At 34.9% G+C, this 25,472-nt stretch carries 19 protein-coding genes; 17 read left to right on the top strand and 2 right to left on the bottom strand.

Going from position 1 to position 25,472, the window contains the following annotated elements; translation table 11 throughout:
- The first annotated feature begins 12 nt into the window (after positions 1 to 12).
- The 17 genes from H510_RS0104495 to H510_RS0104415 all read left to right on the top strand — a co-directional run bounded on the left by H510_RS0104495 (position 13) and on the right by H510_RS0104415 (position 24,189).
- Entirely contained in the window at positions 13 to 1,197 is a 1,185-nt protein-coding gene (locus H510_RS0104495; RefSeq protein ID WP_026903217.1) for a PAS domain-containing sensor histidine kinase, read from the top strand.
- A gap of 1 nt (position 1,198) precedes the next feature.
- Entirely contained in the window at positions 1,199 to 2,248 is a 1,050-nt protein-coding gene (locus H510_RS0104490) for a response regulator (RefSeq protein WP_026903216.1), read from the top strand.
- Positions 2,249 to 2,329: 81 nt separating this feature from the next.
- Positions 2,330 to 3,367 carry a 2-hydroxyacid dehydrogenase gene (locus H510_RS18255; protein WP_051291042.1) on the top strand — a complete coding sequence of 346 codons (1,038 nt, stop codon included), beginning with the start codon at positions 2,330 to 2,332 and terminating at the stop codon, positions 3,365 to 3,367.
- 1 nt (position 3,368) lies between these two features.
- Positions 3,369 to 4,730 (top strand): oxygen-independent coproporphyrinogen III oxidase, encoded by a 1,362-nt coding sequence (gene hemN / locus H510_RS0104480; RefSeq protein ID WP_026903215.1) that lies wholly within the window; start codon positions 3,369 to 3,371, stop codon positions 4,728 to 4,730.
- A 105-nt stretch (positions 4,731 to 4,835) separates the two neighbouring features.
- Positions 4,836 to 5,471 carry a peroxiredoxin gene (locus H510_RS0104475; RefSeq protein ID WP_026903214.1) on the top strand — a complete coding sequence of 212 codons (636 nt, stop codon included), beginning with the start codon at positions 4,836 to 4,838 and terminating at the stop codon, positions 5,469 to 5,471.
- Positions 5,472 to 5,613: 142 nt separating this feature from the next.
- Positions 5,614 to 5,808, top strand: a complete 195-nt coding sequence (locus H510_RS0104470) for a cold-shock protein (protein ID WP_026903213.1) — start codon at positions 5,614 to 5,616, stop codon at positions 5,806 to 5,808.
- 311 nt (positions 5,809 to 6,119) lie between these two features.
- On the top strand, positions 6,120 to 6,695 hold the full coding sequence (locus H510_RS0104465; RefSeq protein ID WP_036691884.1) for an RNA polymerase sigma factor: 576 nt from the start codon (positions 6,120 to 6,122) through the stop codon (positions 6,693 to 6,695).
- Positions 6,696 to 6,775: 80 nt separating this feature from the next.
- Positions 6,776 to 7,945 (top strand): FecR family protein, encoded by a 1,170-nt coding sequence (locus tag H510_RS0104460; protein ID WP_026903211.1) that lies wholly within the window; start codon positions 6,776 to 6,778, stop codon positions 7,943 to 7,945.
- Positions 7,946 to 8,207: 262 nt separating this feature from the next.
- Positions 8,208 to 11,621 carry a TonB-dependent receptor gene (locus H510_RS0104455; protein WP_051291047.1) on the top strand — a complete coding sequence of 1,138 codons (3,414 nt, stop codon included), beginning with the start codon at positions 8,208 to 8,210 and terminating at the stop codon, positions 11,619 to 11,621.
- Positions 11,611 to 13,101, top strand: coding sequence for a RagB/SusD family nutrient uptake outer membrane protein (locus H510_RS0104450; protein ID WP_245584789.1), 1,491 nt, complete (start codon positions 11,611 to 11,613; stop codon positions 13,099 to 13,101). Before H510_RS0104455 ends, H510_RS0104450 begins: the two co-directional genes overlap by 11 nt.
- Positions 13,102 to 13,226: 125 nt before the next feature.
- Positions 13,227 to 14,690: a BNR-4 repeat-containing protein gene (locus H510_RS0104445; protein ID WP_026903208.1), complete on the top strand. Its 1,464-nt coding sequence runs from the start codon at positions 13,227 to 13,229 to the stop codon at positions 14,688 to 14,690.
- Between the two features lie 113 nt (positions 14,691 to 14,803).
- Entirely contained in the window at positions 14,804 to 16,321 is a 1,518-nt protein-coding gene (locus H510_RS0104440; RefSeq protein WP_051291041.1) for a PQQ-dependent sugar dehydrogenase, read from the top strand.
- Position 16,322: 1 nt separating this feature from the next.
- On the top strand, positions 16,323 to 17,537 hold the full coding sequence (locus H510_RS0104435) for an Nramp family divalent metal transporter (protein ID WP_026903206.1): 1,215 nt from the start codon (positions 16,323 to 16,325) through the stop codon (positions 17,535 to 17,537).
- A gap of 23 nt (positions 17,538 to 17,560) precedes the next feature.
- Positions 17,561 to 18,577 carry an NAD-dependent epimerase/dehydratase family protein gene (locus H510_RS0104430; RefSeq protein ID WP_026903205.1) on the top strand — a complete coding sequence of 339 codons (1,017 nt, stop codon included), beginning with the start codon at positions 17,561 to 17,563 and terminating at the stop codon, positions 18,575 to 18,577.
- Positions 18,577 to 19,638 carry a dihydrodipicolinate synthase family protein gene (locus H510_RS0104425; RefSeq protein WP_026903204.1) on the top strand — a complete coding sequence of 354 codons (1,062 nt, stop codon included), beginning with the start codon at positions 18,577 to 18,579 and terminating at the stop codon, positions 19,636 to 19,638. Before H510_RS0104430 ends, H510_RS0104425 begins: the two co-directional genes overlap by 1 nt.
- A gap of 18 nt (positions 19,639 to 19,656) precedes the next feature.
- Positions 19,657 to 21,594, top strand: coding sequence for a ligand-binding sensor domain-containing protein (locus H510_RS0104420; RefSeq protein ID WP_051291046.1), 1,938 nt, complete (start codon positions 19,657 to 19,659; stop codon positions 21,592 to 21,594).
- A gap of 60 nt (positions 21,595 to 21,654) precedes the next feature.
- A complete protein-coding gene (locus H510_RS0104415) occupies positions 21,655 to 24,189 on the top strand; it encodes a family 20 glycosylhydrolase (RefSeq protein ID WP_026903202.1) in 2,535 nt (844 codons plus the stop codon).
- A 65-nt stretch (positions 24,190 to 24,254) separates the two neighbouring features.
- On the opposite strand, the gene H510_RS0104410 is transcribed toward H510_RS0104415, so the two are convergent.
- Positions 24,255 to 24,902, bottom strand: coding sequence for a DUF4397 domain-containing protein (locus H510_RS0104410; protein ID WP_026903201.1), 648 nt, complete (start codon positions 24,900 to 24,902; stop codon positions 24,255 to 24,257).
- Between the two features lie 9 nt (positions 24,903 to 24,911).
- Positions 24,912 to 25,442 carry an RNA methyltransferase gene (locus tag H510_RS0104405; RefSeq protein WP_026903200.1) on the bottom strand — a complete coding sequence of 177 codons (531 nt, stop codon included), beginning with the start codon at positions 25,440 to 25,442 and terminating at the stop codon, positions 24,912 to 24,914.
- Positions 25,443 to 25,472 lie beyond the last annotated feature (30 nt).

Raw genomic sequence — 25,472 nt, 5'->3', positions numbered from 1 at the left:
TAAATTAGCCAAATGGATAAAGAGGCTTTACTGGAAGCAATTATTAATAACGCTATTGATGGGATCATTACCATTGATACAACAGGATTAATAGAAGCCATTAACCCATCGGCCTGTGAACTGTTTGGTTACCAGGTTAATGAAGTAGTAGGTAAAAATATATCGATGTTGATGCCAGAACCTTATAGGTCTCAACACGATGGTTATATTCATCGTTACCACCAAACGGGCGAAGCACATATTATTGGGATTGGTAGAGAGGTAACTGGGTTAAGAAAAGATAAAAGCCAATTTCCATTCAGGCTAGCCGTAAGTAAAGTGCAGTACAAAGGTAGGATAGTTTATACCGGATTTATACACGATTTAAGCAGAGAAAAAGACGCCGAAGAGCAATTAAGAAAATACACATCAAGACTAGAGCATTTAGTAGAAGAGCGAACAGAAGCTTTACAATCTATTGTTGCACAGTTACAAAATGCCAAAGAAGAGGTTAGTTTATCTCTTGAAAAAGAAAAAGAACTTAACCAATTGAAAAGTCGATTCGTATCCATGGCATCGCATGAGTTTAGAACACCTTTAAGTTCTATACAACTCTCTGCATCGTTGATAGAAAAATATGCACAGGAGTATCAAAATCCTAATATTGCCAAACATGTGGGCAAAATAAAAGTTGGTGTGGGCAACCTTACCAATATCCTTAATGATTTCTTATCTCTGGAAAGGCTAGAAGCTGGTAAAATTAATCCACAAGCAGTACCTTTTGATTTGGTGAAGCTGGCAGAAGAAATTACCGAAGAAATGCAATTGATAGCCAAGCAAAATCAAAATATCATTTATCAACATACAGGAAAAAGCAGCTTGGTTACTTTAGATGCAGCCTTATTAAAAAATTGTATCATCAACCTAATCGCTAACGCTATTAAATATTCTGGCGAAAACACCTTTATAGAGTTTAATACCGAGCTGGATGAAAAACGCTGTATGGTGATGATTAAAGATGATGGTATTGGTATTCCTGTAAATGATCAAAAACATTTATTTGAACCTTTCTTTAGAGCCAATAATACGGGGAGCATCCCGGGTACTGGTTTAGGATTAAATATTGTTAACCGTTATATTAAATTGATGAATGGCGAGGTGGAGTTTGAGAGTGCAGAAAACAAAGGCGCTAAATTTACCCTGATTTTTAATCTTTAGCATGAAAAAGAAAATCCTGATTATAGAAGATAACGAGGATATTAGAGAAGGTACAGCCGAAATTTTAGGCTTGGCTGGTTATGAAGTTGAGACTGCTGTTAATGGCAAACTTGGTGCTGATAAAGCCCAAAAATACCTTCCAAATTTAATTATTTGTGATATCATGATGCCAGAACTTGATGGTTATGGTGTTTTATACCTGCTGAATAAAAATCCGGAAACGGCTAATATTCCTTTTATTTTTCTGACGGCCAAGGCAGAAAGAGCAGATATGCGTAAAGGAATGGAGATGGGAGCAGATGATTATCTGATTAAGCCTTTTGACGATATGGAGCTTTTAAATGCTATAGAAAGTAGGCTTAATAAAAAGCAAAAACAAGAAGCCTTTTACACAAAAGGTTTAAAAAGTTTAGAAGACTTTGCCTCACAAGTAGAAGATAAGCAGGACTTAAAATCTTTAATCTCGCAAAAGAAAATAAGACAGGTTAAAAAGGGTCAGATTATTTATTACGACCAAGACCATGCTCAAGGTATCTATTTAGTGCTCGAGGGTAAAATTAAAACAGTTAAGTTAAGTGAAGATGGTAGAGAACTTTTAACCGGAATTTACCATGCCGATGAATATTTTGGTGTGCATGATGCTTTGATAAGTCAGTTGCATACAGAAACTGCCGAAGCTATAGAAAATAGCAGCATTTGTATGTTGCATAAAGACCAAGTGAATGCGCTGTTAAATAATAATACAGCGGTTGCCATGCAGTTTATCCAGTTACTTTCTGCGCACATTCATCAAAAGGAAGAGCAGTTGGTTCAATTAGCTTATCATTCTGTAAGAAAGCGTTTGGCAGAAACTTTAATGCGTATCAGAGAAGTAAATAAAAATCAGGATATTTTTAAAATTTCTAGAGATGATTTAGCCGCGATGGCCGGCATGGCAACAGAAACGGTGAGTCGTACCTTAAGCGATTTTAAAGAGGAAAAACTGATAGAGAAAAAAGGAGGTGAGATACACATTATAGATGTAAACCGTCTAAAAAATATGAAAAATTGATTTTTATCACTTTTCTTGCTGACTACACTCATGTTACAATAGGAATATAGCAGGTAGCTTTGCTTGTATAAAGCGAAGCAAATGAAAGTTGTAGTTTACAGTACGAGGTCTTTTGAGAAAGAGTTGCTGGCAAAAGCCAATCAAAAAAAGCATGATATTACGCTAATAGCTAATCCTTTAACTGATGAAACTACATCTTATGCAGAAGGTAAGGATGCAGTTGTAGTTTTTACAAGTGATGATGTTTCGGCATCTGTTATCCAAAAGCTTGCCCATTACGGTGTTAAGTATATTGCCACACGTTCTGTAGGTACAGATCATATTGATAAACAAGCAGCGGCTGCAGCCAATATTAAAATAGCTAATATCCCTTCTTACTCGCCACACAGTATTGCAGAACACGTGTTAACGCTTGTATTGGCTTTAAATCGTAAAATTTTATTATCAACAGAAAGAAGCAAAAACTTCGATTTTAGGTTAGATGGTTTGGTAGGTTTTACCTTGTATGGTAAAACTGTAGGTATAATAGGTTTAGGCGAGATTGGCTTGATTACAGCAAAAATATTTAACGGTTTTGGCTGTAAAGTTTTGGCTTATGACCAAGTAAAACATCAGCATACCGGTATAAAGCATGTGGGTTTAGAAGAGCTTTATGCTAAATCAGATATTATTTCTTTACATGTTCCTTTAACTGATGAAACTAGGCATATCATCAATGCAGAGCATCTCGCGAAAATGAAAACTGGTGTAATGCTCATCAATACCGGAAGAGGTGGTTTATTAAATACCAACGATGTTTTGCAAGCACTTAAATCTGGCAAGATTGGAGCTTTAGGTGCCGATGTTTATGAATATGAACACGGCTTATTCTTTGAAAATCACCATCAAGACAAACAAAAAGATTGCTTATTGCAGCAATTATTGGCTTTCCCTAATGTGATGATAACACCACACCAGGCTTTTTTAACTAAAGAAGCCTTACAAGAAATAGCACAACTTACCATAAAAAGCTTAGACCTTTGGCAAGAAAATAAATGTGTAGGTAAGGCCTGCGCATGTGCTAAAAATTGTCAAAAGGAAGCTGCCAAAATAAAGCAATTATCACCACACCAATCCTAATATGCTTAGTCAAAATATCACAACTAAATATACGGTACCTGTACCTAGGTATACCAGTTATCCTACGGTTCCGTTTTGGGATGAAAGTACTTTTAACAAATCTTTTTGGTTGCAAAAAGTTAAACAATCTTTTGATATCAGCAATCAGAATGATGGTATAAGTATTTATATCCATTTACCTTATTGCGAAAGTTTATGTACTTATTGTGCCTGCAATAAGCGTATTACTAAAAACCATGGGGTAGAAGAACCATATTTACAAGCTGTTATAAAGGAGTGGAAATTGTATAAAGCTATTTTTGGTGCTCAACCTCAGTTAAAAGAAATACACTTAGGCGGTGGGACACCAACATTTTTCTCGCCAGAAAATCTAGCGCTTTTAATCTCAGGTATTTTAGAAGATTGTATCATTCATGAGGATGCAGAATTTAGTTTTGAAGCGCATCCGGCAAATACCACTCTCGCACATCTTGAAGTATTACACGCTTTAGGTTTTAAAAGATTAAGCTTAGGTATACAAGATTTTGATGAGCAAGTACAAATCATGATCAACAGAATACAGTCTGTAGAAGAGGTATATATCGTAAGTAAACAAGCCAGAGCCGTAGGTTATACTTCTATAAATTTCGATTTAATATATGGTTTGCCCTTACAAACCGTTGCTAGCCTTACAGCTACGATAGAAAAGGTTATCGGCTTAAAGCCTGATAGAATTGCTTTTTATAGCTATGCGCATGTCCCTTGGGTAAAATCTGGTCAGCGCAAATTTACCGAGGCCGATTTACCTGATACCCATTTAAGGCAAAAATTATATGAAAAAGGCAGAGAAATGCTTCTTGCTGCTGGTTATTTAGATATCGGTATGGATCATTTTGCTTTTGCCAATGATAAGTTAAACATAGCTGCACAAAACAAAAAGTTACACCGTAATTTTATGGGTTATACCCATCAGTACACCCGTTTATTGGTTGGTTTAGGCGTTTCTTCTATTAGCGATACCTGGGATGCCTTTGCCCAAAATGTTAAAAGCGAAGAGGAGTATTTGACTTTGATTAATGCCGGAGAAATACCAGTAGTAAAAGGACATGTGTTAAATGAAGAGGATTTATTAATCAGGAGGCATATTTTAAATATCATGTGTAAAGGTGTAACCACCTGGACTAATGAAGATTTACAAAACAATGCTTTCAGAGAAAATTTATCAGGATTACCAGAGTTGGTAGAAGATGGTTTGATCATTCAGGAATATCAATCTATAAAAGTTACCAAAATAGGAAAACGCTTTTTACGAAATGTTTGTGCTGTATTTGATGCTCGCTTGCAGGCAACTAAGCTAAATAAGCCACTATTTAGCATGGGCTAAGGTTATAGAAATAAAATCTGAATGTCATTTAATAAATGGCATGATTGTGGTTTCTTGTTTCTTTAAAATATCTCTACTAAATTAGTAGAGAATTAAAATTTTAGAATTATGTTAAGACTAGGTGATGTAGCTCCAAATTTCAAGGCAAAGACCTCTGAAGGAGAAATTGATTTCTATGAATATTTAGGTGATAGCTGGGGTGTGTTATTTTCGCATCCGGCAGATTATACACCGGTTTGTACAACAGAATTAGGTCGTACAGCAGCTTTAAACGATGAGTTTGCTAAAAGAAATGTAAAAGTAATGGCTTTAAGTGTTGATTCTGTTGAATCTCATAAAGGTTGGATAAGTGATATTAATGAAACACAAGGTGTAGAAGTAAATTTTCCTATCATTGCTGATGAAGATAAAAGTATTTCTGAAGCCTATGGTATGTTGCATCCTAATGCATCAACAACTTTTACAGTAAGGTCTTTATTTATTATAGCACCAGATAAAACTGTAAAACTCATTATATCTTACCCTGCATCAACAGGTAGAAATTTCCAAGAAATTTTAAGGGTAATAGACTCTTTACAGTTAACCGCTTACCACAGTGTTGCTACACCAGCAGATTGGAAAGATGGGGAAGATGTAGTGGTTGCGCCAGCTATTAAAACAGAGGATATTCCGGCTAAGTTTCCAAAAGGTTTTAAAGAAATTAAGCCATATTTAAGAACAACTCCGCAACCTAATAAGTAATTTTTATTAAATCTGTTGTTTTTAGAATATATTTTATATTTTAGAGATTAAGAAATAAATAGAATTACAATCTTTCTTAAATTATTTTACCCAATCAGTAAGAAATTTAGGTCTGATTATTATTAAAACACTAAAATTAATTATGAAAACGGGTAAAGTAAAATGGTTTAACGCTCAAAAAGGTTTTGGCTTCATTATTTGCGATGGAAAAGACATTTTTGTTCACTTTAAAGATGTTATTGGAGGGGTAAATGCCATCTCAGACAATGATGATGTAGAATTTGAGATTGCTGATGGTAAAAAAGGTCCTCAAGCTATTAATGTAAAGAAAGTTTAAAAACATAAAGCTTTAAAATGTTCCGAAAGTCCTGAATAATGTTCAGGACTTTTTTATTTAACATCCATCCTAATAGGGTTTAACACGATTTGTTTCTGCATAAATCATCAGATTTTTAAATCCTCAACTTTAAAATGTTAGAAGGTGTTTTTAAACCGTTAATGAAAAATATGTTTAGTGATGAGATAATTAATTTGATAAAAATTAATAAATAAGTTTTTAATCGGTTGTATGTAGCAAAGGTTTTAATAAAGCTACATTGTATTATTAAAAATATTCAATAAATTTGAATAAATCTGATCTCCAAGAAGATGTTGCTAAGCCATAAAGAGGAAGATAAATTATTGTTATTACAAATGCAGGAAAACGATGATAATCTTGCGTTTGATACCCTTTATGATAAATATTGGGAGCAAATGTATAATGCAGCTTACAAACGCCTAAAAGATGCTGATTATGCAAAAGATATTACACAAGATATTTTTCTACAATTATGGCTTCGCCGCAAAGAGCTTTCTATTGATAATCTGGTTTCTTATTTACACACATCAGTAAGAAATAATGTTTTTAAATGGATGGAAAAGGAGCAAAGATATACACCAATTCCTGAAGTTTTAATTCAATTAGGCATAGCTAAAGACCAAACTGACGCTGAAATACTAAGAAAAGAGTTTTTAATTAAGTATGAGCGATTGATAAACTCTTTAACGCCATCACAACAAGAAATCTTTAGGATGAAATATCAGGAAGATTTAACAACACAACAAATAGCAGATAAGCTTCAAATCAGTAGAAAAACGGTTCAAAACCAATTAGGAAAGAGCATGGCTCAACTAAGAGAATCTCTCGGACCTTTATATTTGATGTTCTTACTTCAAAATCTTTAATTTTTTTTATTTCTCGTGGGACTTTTCGTTTCTCGGCGGTCATATCTTTAAAGGCTCATTAAACTAAGAGTCGATACAAGATGAATCCAAAGGAATTTTATAAAATTCTTCGAAAATATAGGCTAGGAGAAGCAAGTCAGGAAGAAATAGACTTTCTAGATGCTTACTATAACCTTTTTGAGGTAGAGGAAAATGTGTTAGATGGAATGCAAGATGAGGCTAAAAGCCAATTAAAAGATGCTATAAAGGCAGGTTTGAGTGAACAAATTGCTGCGGAAGAGCGTAAAAGCTCTTCCAAAGTAATTTGGATGAAAAAATGGTTGATTGCTGCATCTGTGTTATTATTTACGGGTGTTGCTTCTTATCTGTTTTTTAAGCAAAGCGGTAGCATAGAAACAGGTAATCCAAAAGTGAAACTTGCAAAAGTTGAAATTAAACCTGGTGGGAATAAAGCTGTTTTAACTTTAGCAGATGGTTCATCAATAATCTTAAATGATAAAGAAGATGGTTTAATTACACAAGATGCCGGTGCAGAAATAGTAAAAACTAAAGATGGTCAAATTGTATATCATACCAAACAAGCAAACCAATCTGCGGCTATAAATATGATCAGTACGCCGCGTGGAGGGCAATATCAATTGACTTTAGCAGATGGTACCCAAGTATGGCTTAATGCGTCTTCATCTATCAAATTTCCTACAGTTTTTACCGGAGCAGAACGTAAGGTTGAAATTACCGGAGAGGCCTATTTTGAAGTTGCTAAAAATATACATAAACCTTTTAAAGTGGTATCAGCTCATCAGGTTATTGAGGTATTAGGTACGCATTTTAACATCAACACTTATGATGATGAAAGTGCTGATAAAACCACGCTTTTAGAAGGCAGCGTAAGGGTACACAAGCTTAATATGCAAGGAAAAGAAGAAAATATTTCTGCTGTGCTTAAGCCTGGCCAGCAAGCTGTTTTAGCCAATAACGCTAAAAGCTTCAAAGTATCAGCAGCAGATGAAGAAGCCGCCATAGCTTGGAAAAATGGATATTTCAAATTTAACAGAGATAATATCCAAACCATTATGAGGCAGGTTTCCAGATGGTATAATGTGGATGTAGAGTATCGTGGAAAAATATCAGAAGATTTATTTGTTGGAAAAATTAACAGAAGCGAAAACGTAACAGAAGTTTTAAGAATTCTAGAACTAAGTAAAATCAATACAACCATAAAAGGTAATAAAATTATTATAACCAATTAATCATGTTTAACCTAATTTATAAATGATATGAAGACATAAGTACTGTTATTAATAATCCAACAAAAAAACCGGATGTGCTACCAACACAACCGGCTTAAAGGAAGCTTTATAAAAAAGCTATTTCCGGTTTGGATTAACCCTTAAAAAATTCTGTGGAAGGAACTTAATCTATTAACCCAAACTTTACAAAAGTATGCAATTAAATGTTTACGGTAAAATCCGGAATGTATCCGGATTATTCCCTTCGAAAATGTTTCGTATTATGAAACTGACGGCCATCTTATTAACACTTGGATGTTTACAGCTTAGCGCAAAAAGTTTTTCGCAAAGTATTAGTATTTCTGGAAAAAATATCTCTTTAGAAAAAGCACTTACTACCATTGGCGAGCAAAGTGGCTATTTCTTTTTTTATAAGTATAATGAGTTGGTAAATGCCAAACCAGTTACTTTAAATTTAAAAGCAGCAAGTCTTGAAAAAGCCTTGCAGGTAAGTTTTAAAGGCCAGCCTTTTAGTTATTCTATTGAAAATAAAACGATTATAGTTAATAAAATTGAAATTAAACCTGAGCCTAAATTACCTGTAGATATTAAAGGTAAAGTTACCGACAACACTGGGCAGCCCTTACCAGGTGCATCCATAAGAGTTAAAGGTTCTGATAAAGTTACCCAAACTGATATCAATGGTAACTTTAGCTTAAATGGTCTTGCAGATAATGCAGTTATTGTAGTAACCTATACTGGTTTTGTGTTGCAAGAAATTGCTGTAGCTGGTAAAACTAATATCAACATAAGTTTAGTAGAAGATAGCCAGAATTTAAATACAGTTGTAGTAGTAGGTTACGGAACTCAACAACGTAAAGATGTAACAGGTTCTATCAGTTCTATCAATGCACAAAGAATTAAAGACCAACCTGTAGTGAGTTTAGATAACGCTATGGCTGCACAAATGGCGGGTGTACAAGTTACCCAAGCTACAGGTGCACCAGGTGGTGGTTCTACTGTTAGAATTAGAGGTGCAGGTTCTTTAAGCGCCGGAAACGAGCCTTTATATGTGGTGGATGGTTTTCCGGTTACTAATGATTATAACCAAAGAAATAATCCTTTAAATACCATTAACCCTGCTGATATTGATAATATTCAGGTTTTAAAAGATGCATCAGCAACAGCAATTTACGGTTCCAGAGGGTCTAATGGTGTGGTTATCATTACTACAAAATCTGGTAAAAGTGGTGTTTCTAAAATTGATTTTAGCGTAAATACAGGCGTACAACAAGTAGAAAAAACTTTAGATGTATTAAATGCTAGGGAGTATGCTTATTTTATTAATGAAGCTAGAAATAATGCTTGGGTAAACTCCGGACCTGGTCGTTCTGCTTCAGATCCTAATTCAGCTCGTTTAAATAACGTGATGTACTTATTGCCAGCTGTATTCTCAGATCCAGAATCTTTAGGCGAAGGTACTAATTGGCAGAATGAGATTTTTAGGACTGCACCTATGAGCAATTATCAACTGAACTTTTCTGGTGGTAATGATAAAACCAGATTCTTTGTTTCTGGTGGTTATTTAGCACAAGATGGTATTATCCTAAATTCAGACTTAAAACGCTACTCTTTTAGAGCTAATGTAGAATCTCAGTTAAATAAAAGAGTAAAAGTAGGAGCAAATTTAACGCCATCGTTCACTTTCTCTAATCAAACTTTAGCAGAAGGAAACTGGCAGGGAGGTGGCATTATCCAATCGGCCCTAACAGCTGCTCCTCATTTAACGCCATACGATGCTAATGGAAATTATACACAAATTACAGGACAAGGAGTAGGAACTAGCGAGGTTGATAACCCGGTAAAAATTGCTAAAGAGTATTTCCAGCAACAAAACACTTTAAGGCTATTAGGTACTGCCTTTGTGGACGTAAACTTAGCTAAAGATTTAAATTTCAAAACTTTAGTAGGTGCTGATTTTAGAAATTTTGATCAGGATGTATTCAATCCATCTATCATTAACCCTAATAGTACCAATGCAACAAAACTTCCTGTAGGTTCTTATGAAGAGTCTAACAGCAGAAACTGGTTATCAGAGTTTACTTTAAATTATAAGAAAACATTTGATAAACATGCTTTTGATGTATTAGCAGGTTATACCATTCAAAAAGAAAGAACAGATTTAACTAGTTTAAGTGGAAGCAACTATGCCAGCGATGTTGTAAGAACAATTAATGCCGCTGGTTTAGTAACTGTAGGTGCAGCCTCAGGTCCTCAAGAGTGGTCTTTATTATCTTATATCGCTCGTTTAAATTATAGTTATAACGATAAATATTTGTTAACTGCAACTTTCAGACAAGACGGTTCATCTCGTTTTGGTGGTGATAATAAATGGGGAACTTTCCCTTCGGTATCTTTAGGATGGAGGGTTTCTGAAGAAGATTTTCTTAAAGATGTAAATTGGTTAAGCGAGTTAAAAGTTAGAGCTAGTTATGGTTTAACAGGTAATAACTTTATCACTAACTATGGCTCTGTAGGCTTAACAGGAATAGAAAATTATATTTTTGGCCCTAGTGGAGGTATCGTAAATAACGGTATCAGACAAACCACCATTGCTAACAGTCTTTTAGGTTGGGAGAGAAACAAACAGTTTGATGCTGGTCTAGAGTTTGGTTTGTTACAAAACCGTTTCTCTATGTCTTTTGATTATTACAACAAAACTACCTCAGACTTATTATTAAACGTACCTGTACCTACTTTAACAGGATATAGCGAGGCTTTAAGAAATATTGGAGAAATTAATAATAAAGGTTTTGAGTTTACTTTAGTTAGCCGTAATATGGTTAAAGAATTTAAATGGACTACTGATTTTAATTTCTCTACCAATAACATTAAAGTGGTTGCATTAGGTCCTGATGGTTCTCCTATTTTAAGAAGACAGCCTACTTTTGCGGCTGGTAATACCCACATTACTGAAATTGGTGGAGCACCTGGCTCTTTCTTTGGTTACAAAGTTGTGGGTATTTATCAAAATGCTGATGATGTTGCTAATAACCCAGCGGTAGAAAACGCTTCTGGTGCAAAAATATCTAAGCCAGGTCAGTTAAAATTTGCTGATGTTAATGGTGATGGTAGAATTACTGCAGACGATAGAACAAGTTTAGGAAGCCCTTTCCCAGACTTTACTTACGGCATGACTAATAGTTTCGCCTACAAAAACTTTGATTTCGCATTTACACTACAAGGCGTACAAGGTTTTGAAGTTTTAAATGCAGCTAGAAGGTTTTATGGTAATTATGCAGGTTCTTACAATGTATTAAGAAGTACTGCAAATGGTTGGAAATCAGAAACCGACCGTGGAGATGGTGTAAGCCCTCAAATTGATCGTAATTTTGGTGCTTTAGGTGTTGCGTCTGTAATTAATAACGTTACTTCTCAGTTTGTAGAAGACGGTTCTTTTTTAAGAATCAGAAATATCACTTTAGGATATAACTTACCAGCATCAGCTCTTAAAGCCTTAAAAGTAGCCAATGCCAGATTAAGCTTTACCATCCAAAACGCTTATACCTTTACTAAATACGAAGGCTATAACCCAGAGGTAAGTTTTGAAGGAGCTAATCCTTTAGTACCAGGTGTTGATTCAGGAGGTTATCCTTTAGCTCGCACCTTTATGTTTGGATTAAATTTTGGATTCTAATACAGTTATAGACATGAGAAATATTAAAACATTATTCACTGCAGGCGTAATTGTATTACTTTCTGCAAGTAGTTGCAAAAAAGATTTTTTAGAATTAGCACCTATTGCCCAACAAAATGCTAATAACTATTACAAGACTGGAGATGACATGAAAAATGCACTCACAGCAGCTTATGGAGGTTTACAGTATGCGGGCTTATACTATTCTTCTATGCACATCATTGGTGATTTGCGTTCTGATAACACAGAAATTACCAATGTAAACGCCGGAGCAGATTTAGACGCTGTAGACAAGTTTGTAAACTTACCTACAACCTCTATCAGTAGTACTACATGGGCGGGCCATTATCAGGCTATACAAAACACCAATATTGTGATAGAGAAAATACAGGCTGTAACCATGGATGAAAATTTAAAAGCCAGATACATTGGCGAAGCTAAATTTTTAAGAGGTTTAATGTATTTTAATTTAGTTAGGATTTTTGGTGGTGTGCCCCTTGTAACAAAAGTAATTGTTAATCCACAGGAAGGTTATGATTATGGTAGAGAAACAGTTGCAAATGTATACAACCAAATTATTACAGATTTAACTGATGCCGAAGCAGTTTTACCTTTTGAGTATACCGGAGCGGATATAGGCAGAGCTACAAAAGGCGCTGCGATGTCTTTATTAGGAAAAGTATACTTAACTCAAAAAAGATGGGATTTAGCGGCTCAAAAACTTAAACAAGTTATTGATGCGCAGGCACAAACCAAATATCAGTTATTACCATCTTACGCTAGTGTATTTGGTATAGCAAATGAGAATAGTCGTGAGTCTATTTTTGAAGTTCAATTCAAAAGAGCATCTAACGGAGAAGGAAGTCCGTTTACTAACCAATTCGCACCTATAGGTTCTGGTGCAGCAGTTGTTACAGTTGGTAATCCACTTGGGCAAAACATTCCAACAGCAGAAATGAACAATGCTTATGAAGCTAATGATGCTCGTAAAGCTGTTTCAATGCGTACTAGTTATGTACTTAACGGAAATACAGTTAACCATAATTACATTGTTAAATATTCTGGTACTCCGGCAGCTAACATAGATGGTGATAATAACTGGATTGTTTTAAGATATGCTGATGTACTTTTAATGTATGCAGAGGCTTTAAATGAGTTAGGTTATATTGCTGATGGACCTGCATTTACTTATTTAAATCAGATTAGAACAAGGGCGGGTTTACCTAGTAAAACCAGTAATAATGCTAATTTAGCTTTAAGAGTAGCAGACCAAGCAGCTTTCAGATTAGCTATAGAGCAAGAGAGATTTGTAGAATTAGCTTTTGAAGGTCACCGTTGGTTTGATCTGGTGAGAACAGATAGAGCTTTAACACTTTTAGCGTCTAAAGGAATGGAAGCTCATGAAGCTTTATTCCCAATCCCGCAAACACAAATTGATATTAATCCATCTAAGATTACACAAAACCCAGATTACGATTAATTTCTAATATTTAAATAGGGGCTAAAATCGTTCTTTACGTTACAAACAGTATTTGTAATTGTTAAGTAAAACGAATGATTTTAGCCCTTTTTATATAGTTTATTTCCCCCAATTTATTTATTCTCATGAGAATTTTAAGTCTGCAATTGCTTATTTTAATTAGTATGAGTTTTATTGTTAAAGCTCAAAACAACCCACTTACACTTAACCAAAAAGATACTGGTTATAGAGGGATATGGTATAGCAACCAGCCTTCTAATGATGAATATGTATATAAGTATAGCGGAGGTTTAGGTACCTATCCAGCCAACCACTATCCGTTTTCTATTTATGTTAAAGAAGTTGATAAAACTTTTTTTTGTTATGGAGGAAGTGATTCTTCTGGGAAAACATTATTACACACCATTTCTTATTTTGACCATAAAAAAGGATTAGTCCCAAAACCTACGGTAGTTTTAGATAAGAAAACAGATAATGCCCATGATAATCCGGTGATGAATATTGATAAAGACGGATATATATGGCTTTTTTCTACAGCACATGGCACCAATAGTCCTTCTTACATCCATAAAAGTAAAAAGCCTTACGATATTAATGAATTTGAAGAAATTAAAGCTACCAAACTAATTAACGGAGAAATAGTAGCTATGAATAATTTTTCTTATTTACAAACTTGGTATCAGCCTAATAATGGTTTTATTAATCTGTTTACGCATTATGATAGAAAAGTTATTCTTGGTCAGCCATCTAAACCAAGAAGAACAATCAGTTACATGACGAGTAAAGATGGTGTTCATTATTCTGAATGGAAAGATATAGCAATTATAGAAGAAGGACATTACCAAACCAGTGGAAGTTATAGGAACACTGTGGGCACAAGTTTTAATTTCCACCCTATTAAAACAGGAGAGAATGGTTTAAACTATAGAAGTAACCTTTACTATATGCAAACTTCTGATTTTGGTAAGAGTTGGCAAAATGCAAAAAACGAGACACTAAGCGTACCCTTAAAAGAAATTAATAATAGTGCTTTAGTTAAAGATTATTACAGCCAAGGATTAAATGTTTATATTAATGATTTAGCTTATGATGAAACAGGGAAACCTGTTATTCTATACCTAACCAGTAAAGGTTATGAAGCAGGACCAGAAAAAGGTCCGCGTACTTGGCATACCGCTAGATTTACCGGAGAAAACTGGGAAATTAATCCGATAACTACTTCTGGTAATAATTATGATATGGGTTCTTTATATATAGATGATAAAGGTATCTGGCGAGTAATTGGACCAACCACCATGGGGCCTCAACCTTATAATACAGGCGGAGAAATGGTAATGTGGACGAGCAAAAATCAAGGTAAAAGCTGGAAGAGTAGGGCTTTAACTGTTAATAGTAAATATAATCATTCTTATGCCAGAAGACCTGTAAATGTTCATCCAGATTTTTATGCTTTTTGGGCTGATGGACACGGGAGAGAAAAATCAGTTTCCAGATTATATTTTTCTGATATAAAAGGGCGTGTTTATCAATTACCAACAGAAATAAATACTGATTTTGTTAAGCCAATCCGTGTAAAAAGAAAGAAGTAGCATCATAACTTTAAAAGGATAGTCAAAAAAAAAATATTAAAGAATTTTCAGTTGCTTTTTAATTTTTTTTATAACTTTCAAATCTTAAATAATTAAATGTAAAAGATTAGGTTATGCCAATTATACCTACAACCCTTACAAACAGAGCTTTAAGCTTAATAATATTGCTTTCTGTTGTATGGTGTTCCTGTTCTAAGCCAGAAAACAAGGATTTAACTTTCTTAGATAATGTAAAACTAGAATCTAGTATTTTAAAGGTAGAGACTCTTCAAGATAGTTTAGAAGTACCTTGGGATATTGCTATAACGAATAATAATTTTTTATTTTTTACAGAGCAATATGGAGCTATATCTTACATCAATCTAGAAACACATCAACAACAAAAGTTATTGGTTATACCAGAAGTTTGGCATCAAAGAACTGCGGGTTTATTAGCCATGGCAGTTCATCCAGATTTTAAGCAAAATCCTTATGTATATGTGCATTATACTACAAAAACCGATACTTTGATATTTAATAAATTGGTAAGATATACTTTTAAAGGCGATACACTAGAGTCTCCAAAAGAGTTGTTAAAAGTTAAAGGTTTTAAAGCACATAATGGAGGGCGTATAACTTTCTCAAAATCTGGTAAAATACTTTGGGCAACTGGCGACGCTTATCATGGAGATGAATCTCAGGACTTAAACTTTTTGAATGGTAAAATTTTGCGTTTAAACCCCGATGGCAGCATACCAGCAGATAATCCAGATCCTAAAAGTTACGTATGGGCCAGAGGTTTTAGAAATATGCAAGGCATTACCGTTACCAACAAAGGAAACGTATTTACATCTGAACATGGAGATGCCATCGAGGACGAAGTAAATTTGATAGAAAAAAATAGAAATTATGGTTGGCCAGCTATAGAAGGTCTACATAATTTACCAGAAGAAATTGTTTTTGCTAAGGCAAATAACACCAAAGAGCCAGTTAAATCTTGGACTCCCGTAATTGCTCCTGCTGGTATCGCGTATTATGGTTCTGCAAGTATTCCCGAGTGGAATAATAGCCTACTATTAACTACCTTAAAAGGTCAAAGTTTACGTGTTTTAAAATTAAATGAAGAGGGTAAAGCCATCGTATCCGAAGAGATATTTTTTGAGAATTATTATGGGCGTTTGAGAGATGTATGTGTGGATGCAAATGGGGTAATTTATATTTCAACAAGTAACAAAGATTGGAAACCTCAAGTTGATTTTCCTTTACCGGGAGATGATAAGATATTAAAGATAAGTATATCCGATAAGGTATTAAAAAATCCTTTGACAGGTTTAAAGGCCCAAGCAACGCTACAACACTTAAATGCGGCACAACTGTATCAAAGTTATTGTGTATCCTGTCATCAGGCAGATGGAAAAGGCGTAAAAGATGTTTTTCCAGCTTTGGCAGGTTCTGCTATGGTAAATGGTCCTTCAACAGGTCTTATAAAAGCGGTGTTAAACGGAATCAATAGAAAGGAAAACCCCCAGAAAATGCCAAATTTCGCTTTTTTAAAAGATCAGGAGTTGGCAGATATTCTTAATTATATCAGACAAAATTGGGGCAATCAAGCCTCTAAAATTAACGAAACAGAAATCGCACAAAACCGCTAGTATGGAAGAACAAAATCAGCAAAATAAGCTGGTGAAATTATTAAAAGGCCTAGGGCCAGGTATTATTACAGCAGCTCTGGTTTTTGGTCCAAGTAAAATGACCATTACTTCAAAACTTGGTGCAGAGTATGGCTACTCAACCCTTTGGGTGGTTGTAATTGCTATCTTCTTTATGCTCATTTTTACCAATATGGGGGCTCGTATAGGCTTAAGTAGCGAAAATAGTCTCTTATCTCAAATTAAAGTAAAATGGGGTAACAAAGCTGGATTAATGATAGGGTTCGGCGTGTTTTTAGTCACCACATCTTTTCAAGCAGGAAACTCTATAGGTGTAGGTATTGCCATTGCAGAAGCCAGCGGTACTAAAGCGTGGATATGGGTTTTAGTCTTCAATATCTTAGGCATTGCATTGTTATTTTTTAGAAGTTTTTATAAAACCCTAGAACGTTTAATGATTGCATTGGTAGGATTGATGCTTTTCTCATTTTTAACAACTTTGTTTTTGAGTAAACCTTCTTTAACTGGTATTGCTGGTGGGTTTATTCCAAGTTTTCCAGTGGGTTCAACGGGTTTGCTAATAGCTTTTATGGCTTCTTGTTTTTCTATAGTAGGGGCTTTTTATCAGGCTTATTTGGTACAAGAAAGCAGAAAGCCTGGCGCCAAACCTCAAAAAAACAGAAGCGCAACAGGGATATATATTTTAGGGATTATGAGTGCAGTTGTCATCATTTGTGCTGCTGCTGTATTACATCCGCAAGGAATAAAAGTAAATTCTGCATCAGAAATGTCTAAAGCTTTAGAGCCATTATTTGGGACATACGCAGCTGATTTATTTTTAGCAGGGTTATTTGGCGCCTCTTTTTCATCATTAGTAGGTAACGCTACCGTTGGCGGTAGCCTTTTGGGCGATGCTTTGGGTTATAGCAGTAAATTAAGTTCTAAAGCAGTAAGGTTACTGATAGCTTTAGTAATGGTTTGTGGAGCCAGCATTTCTCTCATCTTTGGAAAGTTACCTTTAGAACTTATCATTTTTGCACAAAGTGTTACCATATTTTTAGTTCCCATTATAGGTATAGCCATGTTTTCTATTGCCAATGACAAGAAAATGATGGGTGAAAATGTGAATAATAGTTTTGCTAAAGTAGGTGGAGCTATAGGCTTAGTACTATTAAGCTCATTGGCAATTTGGAATTTTTACGAGCTATTTATTAAATAATTATAAGATTAAGCAAGAAACGAATGAAAGATTTAGAAAAGTTAGAATCTGAATTATTAGCACCATCGGCAGCATTAATTGCTGATATGGCTAAAATAGAAGGAGATATTATTCTTTTAGGCATTGGTGGTAAAATGGGCCCAAGTATGGGTAAACTAGCTGTTTCAGCAGCTAAAGCCGCGGGTATAAACAAAAGAATTATTGGTGTTTCGAGATTTTCTGATGCCAAAGCAAAAGCAGCATTAGAAGCTGTAGGTATAGAAACCATTTCTTGCGATTTATTAAATGATGCGGAACTACAAGCACTCCCTGATGCCAAAAATGTGATTTACCTAGCCGGAAATAAATTTGGTACAACAGGTAAAGAAGGTTTTACTTGGGCTATGAATGCTTATTTACCGGGTAGGGTAGCAGAAAAATATAAAAACTCAAATATCGTAGCATTTTCATCAGGTAATGTTTTACCTTTTGTACCAGTAACATCTGGCGGTGTTTCTGAAGAAACTACACCAGAGCCTATTGGCGAGTATGCGCAGTCTTGCTTGGGCAGAGAACGCATTTTTGAATATTTCTCTCAAAAAAATCAAACACCTACACTTATTTATCGCTTAAACTACGCTGTAGATTTTAGATATGGTGTGATGATGGAGCTTGCAAAATCTGTTTTAGAAGGAAAAGAAATTGACCTGCGTACAGAAAACGTGAATGTGATTTGGCAAGGAGATGCTAATGAAATTGCTATACGTTCTTTATTACATTGTGAGGCGCCAGCAAAAATGTTAAACGTAACAGGTCCTGAAACCCTATCTATTAAATGGATAGCCAATCAATTCGGGAAAATTTTTGGTAAAGAGCCTAAGTTTATTTATGAAGCAGAAGGTACAGCATTACTTAATAACGCATCAGAATGCCACAGGTTATTTGGTTATCCTAAAGTTACGGTAAGAGAAATTATAGATATCACAGCAACCTGGTTACAACAAGGTGGTGAAGAGTTTGGTAAAGCAACACATTTTCAAGAAAGAGGAGGTAAATTCTAATGAAATTATTATCAGAAGAGCTAAAAAGACATTTACATTTTGGAACGGTTATTCCGGCTCATCCATTGGCATTAAATGCAGATAGAACATTAAACGAATTTAAACAAAGACAATTAGGCAGATATTATATGTCCAGCGGTGCTGGGGGTATAGCCGTTGGCGTACACTCTACCCAGTTTGAAATCAGAGACCCAGAAGTAAATCTTTTTGAAACGGTTTTAAGATTAGCGTCAGAAGAAGTTGCCAAAGCAAATTTAGACCGACCTTTTATCAAAGTTGCAGGTATTTGTGGGCCAACAGCACAAGCCGTTAAAGAAGCAGAAATAGCTTTAAAATACGGTTATGATATTGGCTTGCTAAGTATGGGAGGTTTACAAAACTGGTCTGAGGAACAAATCTTAGAGCGTGTTAGAGCTGTTGCTGCTGTAATGCCAGTTTTTGGTTTTTACTTACAGCCATCTGTAGGAGGTAGAATATTTAGCTATGATTTTTGGTTACAATTTGCTGAGATTGAAAATATTGAAGCCATTAAATGTGCTTCTTTTAATCGCTACCAAACGTTAGATGTTATGAGGGCGGTAAGCCATTCCTCAAGAAGAGACAAAATAGCGATGTACACCGGTAATGATGATAATATTGTGGCTGATTTGTTAACTACCTACCGTTTTGAGGTAGAAGGAAAAACTTTTGAAAAACAGTTTATTGGTGGCTTATTAGGTCATTGGGCAGTTTGGACACAAAAAGCTGTAGCATTACTTGAAGAGATAAAAGAACATCGGGCAAACCCAACAGCACAAAAGGCACATGAACTCCTGATTAAAGGTATTGAAGTTACAGATGTTAATGCCGCATTGTTTGATCCATCGCATGCTTTCCACGGCTGTATACCAGGAATTCATGAGGTTTTAAGAAGACAAGGTTTACTAGAAGGAAGGTGGTGCTTAAACCCTAAAGAAGAACTTTCTGATGGCCAAATGGAAGAAATAGATCGTGTTTATAAGGCATACCCTCACTTAAACGATGACGCTTTTGTAAGCGAATTTTTAAAAAACGATAAGTAAATTATGAACTTAAAATATATGCTTACGCTAGTAATAGCGACTGGTATTTCTTTGGCTACTTTTGCGCAACCTAAAACAGGTAAGTTTACCAACTTGGGTCCGCAAGTATTTGCTGCCATGATACAAGGAAGTATCTTTGTTGAAGATACACTAGGAAACCCCTTGGTTTATACCGTTGTTAGAGGGGAGCCAGCCCATTTACTGGCTTTTGATGTTAAAAGTAAAAAAATGCTTTTAGATAAAGCTTTACCAGAATCTGATGGTGTTTGGGATATGGCACAAGCTAGTGATGGTTATTTATATATCCCAGGTGCAGGTGGTAATCTTTTTAAACACAAGCCCGGTACACAAGAGGTTGAAGATTTGGGTACCGCTTTAAAAGGCGAAACTTATTTGTGGAACCTTACGGCAGGTAAAGATGGTGAAGTTTTTGGTGCTACCTATCCTGGCTGCAGGGTTTTTAGATATCACCCTAAAGATGGTTTTTCTGATGTTGCAAAAGGGCCTTTGGTTGCTGGCGAGAATTATGTAAGAAGCTTGGCCTACCATGCCAAAACCGGACTTTTATATGCAGGTATTGGTTCTCATGCTCATTTAATAGAACTTAATCCGATAAGTGGCGAAAAAAAGGAACTTTTACCCAAAAAATATCAAGACAAAGAGTTTGTATACAGTTTAGAAATTGTACCGGGTAAAAACGGATCCGATCGTCTTCTAGCGCTCTTAACCGCCGGAAGTACCACATTGGTATATAATTTAAAAACTAAACAAATAGAGCAGGAAATTCAAGATATAGACATGAAAGCTGTTGCTTCTGACCAAAAAGGCAAAGCAGCTTTTTATACAGCTAAAGGTTCGTTAATGAGTTTTAATGCATCAAAATCTGTTAGTTTAGCAGAGAAGCTTTTGGCTGATGTTGGTACGGCTAATGCAATAAAAATTATTAAAGATGATGTCTATATATTAACATCAGGAGCCAATTTAGTTAAATACAGTCTTAAAAATAAAACCTCAGAGAAAACTAAATTAGCTATTCCGGCACAACCTATTCCTATCAATGCTTTGCTTTACGGTCCTGATGGTAATATCTGGATGGGAGGGTATTTAGCTGGCGGACATGCAACTTACCATCCGGTTAGTGGTCAGAAAAACAGATTATCCGGTTTAGATCAAACCGAAGGTATGGCCTCACAAGGCGAAAATATCTATTTCGGAATTTATCCAAAAGGTAAATTTTACCAATACCATACGCAACAGAAATGGGATTTGAAAGCTAATAATCCAAAAAAGCTTGGTGAAATAGAAGGACAAAGTAGATCTTTTGCGGTATTAAGTATTCCAGAACGCCAGCAAATGGTTTTTGGAATGATACCTGAGTATGGTAAACTAGGGGGGGCTTTGATTACTCTTGATGTGAAAACGCAAGAATTAAAAGCTTTTCATGAGCCTATAAAGCAACAAGCTATTTCTAGTTTAGCTTATACAGGCAAAGAAATTTTAGTAGGTACAACCATTTCTGGAGGTTTAGGTATTATGCCAGCCACCAAAGAAGCAGTTCTTTTCTCATGGGATTTAGATAATAATATGAAAACCCATGAACTAGTACCTGTACCTAATGCCACTGCAATAACTTGTTTAATAAACGGACCTGATGGACACATTTGGGGAGTTGCCGATGGTACTTTGTTTATTTACGATGCTGTTAAAAAAGAAGTACAATCAACCCATAAATTATATGATTTTCCGTCTTTTAAAAGCCATATCTGGAGAAGTGCTTTCTTAGCTATTCATCCTTCGGGGATGATTTATGGGACAGGAAATAGCAACTTTTTTAAACTCGACCCAAAAACTAAAGAAGTTACCATTTTAGATAAAGGAGCTAGTTTATTAGCTATGGATGCTTTAGGAAATATATACTTTAAAAAAAATACCGATTTATGGAAATATACGCCATAAATTAAACAAGCGTTTGTTTTAAAAGATGCTTTAAGATGATATCAATACCTAAATTAAATCATGATGAATAAAATATTTTTAAGCTGTTTAATCCTACTATCAGGTTTTGGTTTAAAAGCACAACCCATAGACATAAACAAATTAGAAGTAGAATGGACTTTATTATCCAATAATTATGAAGGTAAAAATCAGTTTACAGCATCTTTTATTATCCATAATAAAAGTCAACAAATTTTGCCAGCCAGCGGTTGGAAGCTTTATTTTTCGCACCCTAGAAAAGCTACCCAAGTAATTACTAAAAATGCTGTTATAACAACTATTAATGGTGAGTTTTGTAGTTTAACACCTCATGCAAATTTCAAAGCCGTTTTGCCTGCAACAAAAAGTGTGATCACTTATGTGGCAGAAGGTAAAGCTTTAACTTATTCTGATGGACCAGGAGGCTTATACTTGGTTTTTGATAAGGATCCAAAAAAAACTTATAACATTGTAAATTTCAAAATTAATGCTGTTCCAAATCAAGAGAAAGCTAAATTGAAATTATCTCCAGCATCCATCTATCAAAAGAATGAAGCCATAAAAAATGAAACATTATCAGCCAGTAGGATAATTTTACCATCTCCAATAAATACTGTTAAACTACAAGGGCAATTTGTTTTAAGTGCAAAAACTGTTTTAGTTTTTGATGAATTTTTTAGTCATGAGGCTAAACTTTTACAAGATGATATTGCCCAGTTTTTAGGCAAAAAACTGACAACTAATAAAGATTTATCAACACCTGTTATCATCTTTAAAAAAGTAAATGGTTTAGCAAAAGAAGCCTATCAGTTAAAGGTTAAACCTGATTCTATCATCATTACGGCAACACAAACAGCAGGTGCTTTTTATGCCATACAATCATTAAAAATGCTGATGCCTTTATCAGTTTGGAAAGCAAAACAAACTCAAATTGCTATTCCTGCTGTAGAAATTACAGATGAGCCGAGGTTTGGTTACCGCTCTTTTATGTTAGATGTAGCCAGAAATTTCCAAACTAAGGCTCAAGTATTAAAAGTTTTAGATTTAATGGCACTTTATAAGTTAAACAACCTGCATTTTCATTTAAATGATGATGAAGGCTGGCGCTTAGAAATACCTGCTTTGCCAGAACTTACGCAAATAGGGGCAAAAAGAGGTCATACTTTAGATGATAAGCAAAATTTGCAACCTGCTTATGGTTCTGGACCAGATACGAGTGCTCTCCCTGGAAGCGGTTTTTATAGCAAAACAGATTTTTTAGAAATTTTACGCTATGCAAAAGCCAGACATATCAATATCATCCCCGAGATAGAAACCCCTGGACATGCCCGAGCAGCTATAAAAGCTATGGATGCCCGATATGAGCGTTTCATGAAAACAGGTAATCCATTAGAAGCTAAGCGTTATTTGTTAAGAGATACAGCAGATATTTCTATATACAAATCTGTTCAGGGCTATCATGATAATGTCATGAATATTGCCTTACCATCTACATATACCTTCATAGAAAAAGTTGTGGATGAAATTATAGCTATGTATCAGCAAGCAGATGCGCCATTAAAAACTATCCATTTAGGTGGGGATGAAGTTCCAGCGGGTGTATGGCAAAAATCGCCAGCTATACAAAACCTTATGCAAAAAGAAAACATCAAAGAGTATGATGATTTATGGTACTATTATCTGGCAAAAGCCAACACCATCTTAAAGCAAAAAGGCTTATACCTTTCTGGTTGGGAAGAAGTAGCTATGCGTAAAACTAAACTAGATGGTAAAAATCATTATATCGCTAATCCAGATTTTACGACACAAAATTTTCATACTTATGTATGGAATAACGTTTGGGGTTGGGGACAAGAAGATTTAGCATACCGTTTAGCCAATGCAGGTTATAAAGTTATTTTAGCTCCTGTAACAAATTTTTATTTTGATTTGGCTTATGAAAAAGACGCTGATGAACCCGGTTTATATTGGGGTTCTTATGTTGATGTAGATAAACCTTTCTATTTCAATCCGTTTGATTATTATAAAAGTGCTAAAGAAGATTTACAAGGCAATCCGTTAGATAAATCTATTTTAAAAAATAAAGAACGCCTAACAGCTTACGGACAAAGCAATATTGTTGGTTTACAAGCCCAAATTTGGTCTGAGAAAATAAGTGGTCCGAAGCAATTAGAATATATGCTATTACCTAAATTATTAGGTTTTGCAGAAAGAGCGTGGGCTGCCGAACCTGTTTGGTCTTCTACAGCAGATAGTGTATTGGCACAAGAAGCTTATACACAAGACTGGAATTGGTTTGTAAACCTTTTGGGTAAAAGAGAGCTACCACGTTTAGACTATTTAAATGGTGGTTATCAGTATCGAATACCTGCAGTTGGTATTCATAAAGAAAGCGGATGGATAAAAGCTAATTTTCAATTTCCGGGTTTTACCCTAAGATATACAACAGATGGCAGCTTGCCAGATGCAAATAGTACAGTATACACCAAACCTTTTCTGTATAAAGGAACTGTAAACTTTAGAGCTTTTGATAGTAAAGGCAGAGGAGGAAGGGTAAGTAGTATTTTAAAAGATTAATAAGCTTGATGTTGACCTTGTCTTTTACAAAAGCACCTATAAAATAGTATATAAACAAATTTTGACTAATTGTTAGATAATACCGTAAATGTTGGAGTTGTGCTACCTGATACAAATAAAGTATAGTTTTTATTAGCTAAAAAGTTATAATTGGTGGTTAAAATAGGATTTGTAACCCCAGAAACAAATATATTTAAGGTTGAGCCAGGTTCTACCTCAATATAATTAGATGCTGTTTTAAAACTTAAATTGCTAATTAAAGCAACATCATTATTGTTTCTGATGGTAATACTTGAGTTTTGGTTGGCATAGCTAAAATGTATAAATCTTACTCTGGCATTGTTTAGTGCAGATGGTGTACGATTATCCTCAACCTGTAAAGCTGTATTTTGAGTCCCTCCTGTAAAGAAAAAAGTATAATACCTATTTGCATTAATGTTTAAAGAGGAAGATGAGCTTACCAAAGAAGTACCCATATTTTTAAACTCTATTTTGCGATTGCCAGCAGGTAAAGCGCTATACCCCGTACTTTCTAAATATCCTAAAGGTATAATGGTGGATTTTATATCATCGAAATAAATATCTTGCTTTGCAGAGCCCTCTAAAACGTTTATAATGTTTACCTGTGCAGTACCACCAGTGATAGCACCATCATCAGAACTACACGAAGCTAGTAAGAGTGTGAAGATGAAAAGTTTAAAAATATGTTTCATAGTATTTGGTTATTTATGGAGTTTACTAAAAAAATCCCAAAGTACAATACCCGTACTGATAACGATATTGAAAGAATGTTTAGTGCCAAATTGAGGGATTTCTAAACAAGTATCTACTTCTTTCATTACCTCATCACTCACGCCATTTACCTCGTTTCCAAAGAATAAAGCAAATTTCTGATTATTTTCTGGTTGATAATCTAATAAAGAAATGCTGTTTTCTGCTTGTTCAATAGCTACAATTTGATAAGACTGTGCTTTTAATTCTTCAACAGCACCAGCAACATGATCAAAATATTTCCATGGAATAGATTGTGTTGCACCCAAGGCGGTTTTTTCTATTTCGCGGTGTGGTGGTTGGGCTGTAATACCGCATAAATATAAAGCTTCAACAGCAAAACCATCTGCTGTTCTAAAAGCAGAACCTACGTTATGCAAGCTTCTTACATTATCTAAAACCACAATAATGGGTAGTTTTTCTTGTTGTTTAAATTCCTCAATTGATGGTCTGTTAAGTTCATCAAGCTTAAGTTTTCTCATGCCCTAAAGATACTATGCTTTTTCTTTATC

This window comes from Pedobacter glucosidilyticus DSM 23534 (assembly GCF_000425145.1).
Lineage (GTDB): Bacteria > Bacteroidota > Bacteroidia > Sphingobacteriales > Sphingobacteriaceae > Pseudopedobacter > Pseudopedobacter glucosidilyticus.
This window is presented reverse-complemented; position numbering and strand designations above follow the sequence as displayed.